Source organism: Pseudomonas sp. A-1 (assembly GCF_004801855.1).
Classification (GTDB): Bacteria; Pseudomonadota; Gammaproteobacteria; order Pseudomonadales; family Pseudomonadaceae; genus Geopseudomonas.
The window spans coordinates 1-5,649 of the sequence record NZ_SSTC01000147.1; the positions used below are offsets into that span (position 1 = coordinate 1).

Genomic DNA, 5,649 nt, shown 5'->3' on the forward strand with positions numbered 1-5,649 from the left:
CGGGGCGACCTCGGCCGGCGCTGCAGCCGCCTTGTCGGCCGTCGGCCGGAGCGGCAGCACCGTGGCCTTGCGCGGCATGACCGGCGGCTTGGCGGCCGGCACCTCCGTCTGCGGACGGGCGATCGGGGCCGGACGAACGCCCGGCGCTGCCTGCGGACGCGGCGGTTCGGCCTGCGGCGTCACCACCAGCAGTTCGGGGCGCGAGGGCGCGGCGAACGGCAGCGCCATGCGCGGCAACCAACTGGTCACCTGCATGGCGCCGAGGTAGGCGCGGCGGCGCTGTTCGTCGATCAAACGCCGTCCGCCTGCGGGTGGGTGCGATGGACGCCGGCCTGCATCAGGTTCAGCGCGTTGAGGTAGGCCTTGGCCGAGGCGGCGAGGATGTCGGTGTCGGCGCCGTTGCCGTTGACGATGCGCCCGCCCTTCTCCAGGCGCACGGTCACCTCACCCTGGGAGTCGGTGCCCTGGGTGATGGCGTTGACCGAATACAGCTGCAGGTTGGCCTGCGACTGGGCGATCGCCTCGATGGCCTGGAAGGTGGCGTCCACCGGGCCGGCACCGGAGGCCGCGACCTTGTGCTCGACGCCGTCGACGCTGAGCACCAGCTCGGCGTGCGGCACCTCGCCGGTGCGGCTGGTGACGCCGAGACAGACCAGCTTGAAGTGTTCCGGCGCCTCCTCGGCCAGGCTGTCGGTCACCAGCGCCTGCAGGTCCTCGTCGAAGATCTCGTGCTTCTTGTCGGCCAGCTCCTTGAAGCGGGCGAAGGCGGCGTTCAGCTCGGCCTCGCCGGGCAGGACGATGCCCAGCTCCTCGAGGCGCGCGCGGAAGGCGTTGCGCCCCGAGTGTTTGCCCATGACCATCTTGTTGGCGTTCCAGCCGACGTCCTGGGCACGCATGATCTCGTAGGTTTCGCGGTGCTTGAGCACGCCGTCCTGATGGATGCCCGACTCGTGGGCGAAGGCGTTGGCGCCGACGATGGCCTTGTTCGGCTGCACCGGGAAGCCGGTGATGCCGGAGACCAGCCGCGAGGTGCTGAGGATGTGCTCGGTCTCGATGCTGGTGTAGACGTCGAGCAGGTCCTTGCGGGTCTTGATCGCCATCACGATCTCTTCCAGCGCGGCGTTGCCGGCGCGCTCGCCGAGACCGTTGATGGTGCACTCCACCTGGCGGGCACCGGCGACCACCGCGGCCAGCGAGTTGGCCACGGCCAGGCCGAGGTCGTTGTGGCAGTGCACCGAGAACACCGCCTTGTCGGCGTTGGGGATGCGCTCGAGCAACTGGCGGATGGTGTCGGCGTACTGGTGCGGGATCGCGTAACCGACGGTGTCCGGGATGTTGATGGTGCGCGCCCCGGCGTCGATGGCCGCCTCGATGATCCGGCAGAGGAAGTCGATCTCCGAGCGGCCGGCATCCTCGCAGGAGAACTCCACGTCGGCGCACAGGCTGCGCGCCTTCTTCACCGCGCGCACTGCCTGCTCGATGACCTGATCCGGCTGCATGCGCAGCTTGTACTGCATGTGGATCGGGCTGGTGGCGATGAAGGTGTGGATGCGTCCGGAGTTGGCGTTCTTCAGCGCCTCGGCGGCGCGCTCGATGTCGGCGTCGAGGGCACGCGCCAGGCTGCACACGGTGCTGTCCTTGACCGCCTCGGCGACCGCCTTGACCGACTCGAAGTCACCCGGGCTGGCGATGGCGAAGCCCGCTTCGATCACGTCGACGCGCATGCGCTCCAGCGCCTTGGCGATGCGCAGCTTCTCTTCCCTGGTCATGGACGCGCCAGGGCTCTGCTCGCCGTCGCGCAGCGTGGTGTCGAATATGATGACGCGGTCGTTGCTCATGTCGGTCTCCTGGCGATCCGGTCGCCGGCGCGGGCGTGGCGCTGCACGCCGTTCTGGTTATCCGCAGATTGTGGCGCGAATCCCGCGGCCGGGAAAGCGCCTCGCCCGAGAGGTCACTGGGGCAGCGGGATCTTCGGTGCCCACTGCAGCCATTCTGCCTGCGGTTCGTCGAACAGCACGAAGGTCTGTCCCGGTTGCACCGGACGCTGCTCGTCGGGGGTGGCAAAGGCGATGCCACCGGCGACGATCGCCTCGACCGACTCGGTGCGTACCTGCATGCCCTTGAGCAGGCCGAAGTCGACATCGACGCCGCTGGCGTTCCAGAACCGGCTGCCGCCGCGCACCAGCGGCGCATAGCGCGGCTCGATGAGGATGTGGATCAGCACGCGGTCGGCGGTAGGCCCCAGCTCCAGGCGGACGACCTGGCCCACCGGCACCTGCCGGTAGGTCACCGGATCGCCGGCCTCGACCGAGCCGCTGCGCTCCGCACTCAGGACCAGTGCCAAGCCGTCGGCATCGACGGCCGCCTGCGGCGCCTGGGCCAGCAGTTCGAAGCTGCGCCGCGGCGCGCCGTCACCCGGCGACGGCTGCACTTCCAGATAGGGACCGCTGACCAGGGTATCGAGGTTGGCGGTGCGCGCCAGGCCCAGCTCGGGGCGCACCACCCAGAAGCGGCTGCCGGCGCGGGCGATGCGCTCCTCGGCCTGGCTGACACGCACATCGACCAGCACTGCGGCCAGGTCGTCGCTGAGGCGAACCCGCTCCACCCGGCCGACCTGCAGGCCCCGATAGCGCAGCGGGGTTCCCTCGCCCAGGCCATCGGCGCGCGCGGTGCGCAGCTCGATCAAGCGGCCGCGCTCGCGCGCCTGCCCCTCGTCGGCGAACAGCGCAAAACGCCGCGAGCGGGGTACCGGCGGCGCCTGTAGATCGGGGGTGTCGAAGGCGATGCCCCCCAGCACCAGGGTCTGCAGCGACTCGCTCTTCACCTCGACGCCGGACAGGCCGCCCTTGAGGGTGATGCCGCTGGCGTTCCAGAAACGCGTCGAGGCATTCACCAGTCCGGCATAGTCGGGCTCGATGTGCACGTCCAGCAGCACGGTGCGACGGTCGGGGGCGAGCTGGTAGTTCTGCACGCTGCCCACGCGCATCTGCCGATAGAGCAGCGGGCTGCCGACGTCCAGCGAGCCGAGACGATCGGTGCTCAGTACCAGGTGCAGGCCCGGGGCGTTCACGTCCAGTGGCGGCGCCTTGGGCCGGATGCTGAACTCGCGGGCCATGCTGCCTTCCCTGCCGAAGCGCACGGCGATGAAGTTACCCTGCACCAGCGCCTCGAGGCCGGTGATCCCGGCCAGCGAGATCGACGGCTTGACCACCCAGAACTCGCTGCTGCCGAGCAGCAGCTCCTCGGTGCGCGGGTCCATGGTCAGCTCGGCGATCGGCCGGGAAAAGTCGCGGCCCATGTCGATCTTGCGCAGCGTGCCGACCTGTACGCCATTGAAGATCACCGGTGTGCGTCCGGGCTGCAGGCCGCTGACGTCGTCCAGTTGCAGCTGGACCCGGAAACCGGCCTCGGCTGCCTCGAAGTCCTCGTACAGGCGGAAGGGGAAGGCCGGATCGGTCGGCGGGCTGTCCTGACGATGTTCCGGGGTGGCGAAGGCGATGCCACCGGTGGCCAGGCTGACCAGCGACTCGGTGCGCAGCTTGAAGCCGGACAGGCCGCCGCTGAAGCTGATGCCGCTGGCGTTCCAGAAACGGGTGTGCTTGCGCACCAGGTGGGCATAGGCCGGCTGGATGAAGATCTGGATCTCGACGGTGCGCTGGTCCTCGCCGAGGCGGTAGCTCTTGACCTGACCGACCTGGATCTGCCGGTAGAACACCGGACTGCCCTGGTCCAGCGAGCCGAGGCGATCGGCCTTGAGGGTGATGTGCAGACCGGGCAGCGCATCGGATAGCGCCGGCGGTTCGCTCAGCGCCTTGAAGGTGCGAGCCGGCTCGCCCTTCACCGGCTCGATGGCGATGTAGATGCCGGACACCAGGGTTTCCAGCCCGGTCACCCCAGCCAGCGATACCCGTGGCCGGACCAGCCAGAAGCGGGTGTTCTCGCTCAGGTAGTCCTCGGCCTCGCGGTTGATCTCGATGGTCGCATCGACGCCCTGCATGTCCGGGCTGACCTGCAGGTCGACGACCTTGCCGACCGGGATGCCCTTGTAGATGACCTGGGTCTTGCTGACCTGGATGCCGTCACCGTCGGCGAAGTGCACGCGGATCTCGATGCCGGCCTCGCTGAAGGCGCGCCACAGCAGCCACAGGCCGATGGCCAGGGCGAGCAGCGGCAGCACCCAGATGGCGGACCAGCTGCTGGTCCTGCGGATGTCGGGTTGGGCGAGTTCACTCATGGGGATGGTCTGCGTCGGTGTTGTCCCAGATCAGCCGGGGGTCGAAGGTGACCGCCGCCAGCATGGTGAGTATCACCACCGCGGCGAAGGCCATGGCGCCGGCACCGGCCTCGATGCTGGCCAGGTTGCCGAAGCTGACCAGGGCAACCAGGATGGCGATGACGAAGATGTCCAGCATCGACCAGCGGCCGATCCACTCAATGAAGCGGAACATGAAGATGCGCTGGCGCGGCGACAGCGGCAGGTGGCGCTGCACCGAGTAAAGCAGCAGGGCGATGCCGACCAGCTTGAAGGTCGGCACCAGGATGCTGGCGACGAACACCACCAGGGCGATGGGCAGCATGCCGGCATGGATCAGCTCCAGCACGCCTTCCATGATGGTCGCCGGGCTGCCCTGGCCGAACAGGTTGACGGTCATGATCGGCAGCAGGTTGGCCGGAATGTAGAGCAGCGCGGCCGCCAGCAGCAGCGCCCAGGTACGCGCAATGCTGTTGGGCCGACGGGCATGCAGGGGCGCCCCGCAGCGGCGGCAGCGCTGCCGCTCGCCGGGGACATGGTGACTGAGCTGGTGGCACTCGTCACAGACCAGGATACCGGCATCAAGCGCGCGCATCGTTCTCCGCCTCCAGAGCGTCCCAGATCTGCTGGGGCGACATGGTCACCTCCAGCCAGACCTGCGCAAGCAGCAGACCGACGAAGCAGAACAGTCCCGTGCCGAGGCTGAGATCGGCCATGTCGACCAGCTTGACGATGGAAACCAGGATGCCGATCAGATAGACCTCGAGCATCCCCCACTCGCGCAGGTGATGATAGGAACGATAGACGCCACGCCCCAGCCGCAGCCCCTTCCGCCAGCGGATGCACAGCAGCACCAGCAGCTGGCAGAGCAGCTTGAGCAGGGGCACCACCATGCTGCACAGGAACACCACCAGCGCCACCGCGACCATCCCGCTGCGGTAAAGGCTGACCACGCCGCTCCAGATGGTGTCCTGGGTGGTTTGGCCGAGCAGGTTGAGCTGCATGATCGGCAGGAAATTGGCCGGCAGGAACAGCGCCAGAGCGGTCAGTACCAGCGCCAGGCTGCGCCGCTCGACCTGCGCGCGACGTGCGAACAGTTCATAGCCACAGCGCGGGCAGGAGGCTTTCTGCTCCAGGGTCAGGTCAGGCTTGCGCATCAGCAGATCGCACTCGTGGCAGGCCACGAGCTGCTCCAGCGGCAGCTGCTGCAGGGGAACGGGGGATGGGGGCGCCGGATCGGGCATGCGCGTCACTCACGAGGCAATCAGGGCCATCTTATCCGAGCTGATCCTTCGGGCATCGAAGTTTTCAAGGCAAAAGCGAAACCCCGACCAGCGTGGCTGATCGGGGTTTCTGTATAGGTGCTTGACGATGACCTACTCTCACATGGGGAAGCC

General features: G+C 68.2%; 4 protein-coding genes and 1 pseudogene. All 5 read right to left on the reverse strand.

Features of this window, described 5'->3' with window-relative positions:
* Window positions 1–294 (reverse strand): annotated as a pseudogene (locus E5198_RS22135) (protein TonB); the annotation flags it as partial.
* On the reverse strand, window positions 291–1,838 hold the full coding sequence (locus E5198_RS20065; protein WP_136491685.1) for a 2-isopropylmalate synthase: 1,548 nt from the start codon (window positions 1,836–1,838) through the stop codon (window positions 291–293). The pseudogene E5198_RS22135 and the gene E5198_RS20065, both read right to left, overlap by 4 nt.
* Window positions 1,839–1,951: 113 nt before the next feature.
* A complete protein-coding gene (locus E5198_RS20070) occupies window positions 1,952–4,234 on the reverse strand; it encodes a PqiB family protein (RefSeq protein WP_136491686.1) in 2,283 nt (760 codons plus the stop codon).
* Complete coding sequence (locus E5198_RS20075; RefSeq protein WP_136491687.1) at window positions 4,227–4,847, reverse strand: paraquat-inducible protein A; 621 nt, start codon at window positions 4,845–4,847, stop codon at window positions 4,227–4,229. Before E5198_RS20075 ends, E5198_RS20070 begins: the two co-directional genes overlap by 8 nt.
* Window positions 4,834–5,496 (reverse strand): paraquat-inducible protein A, encoded by a 663-nt coding sequence (locus E5198_RS20080; RefSeq protein WP_136491688.1) that lies wholly within the window; start codon window positions 5,494–5,496, stop codon window positions 4,834–4,836. Before E5198_RS20080 ends, E5198_RS20075 begins: the two co-directional genes overlap by 14 nt.
* Window positions 5,497–5,649: the final 153 nt, after the last annotated feature.

What these genes read in the sequence shown, in the direction of transcription:
- E5198_RS20065 (WP_136491685.1), bottom strand. Translation starts at nt 1,838, where the DNA reads ATGAGCAACGACCGCGTCATCATATTCGACACCACGCTGCGCGACGGC.
- E5198_RS20070 (WP_136491686.1), bottom strand. Translation starts at nt 4,234, where the DNA reads ATGAGTGAACTCGCCCAACCCGACATCCGCAGGACCAGCAGCTGGTCC.
- E5198_RS20075 (WP_136491687.1), bottom strand. Translation starts at nt 4,847, where the DNA reads ATGCGCGCGCTTGATGCCGGTATCCTGGTCTGTGACGAGTGCCACCAG.
- E5198_RS20080 (WP_136491688.1), bottom strand. Translation starts at nt 5,496, where the DNA reads ATGCCCGATCCGGCGCCCCCATCCCCCGTTCCCCTGCAGCAGCTGCCG.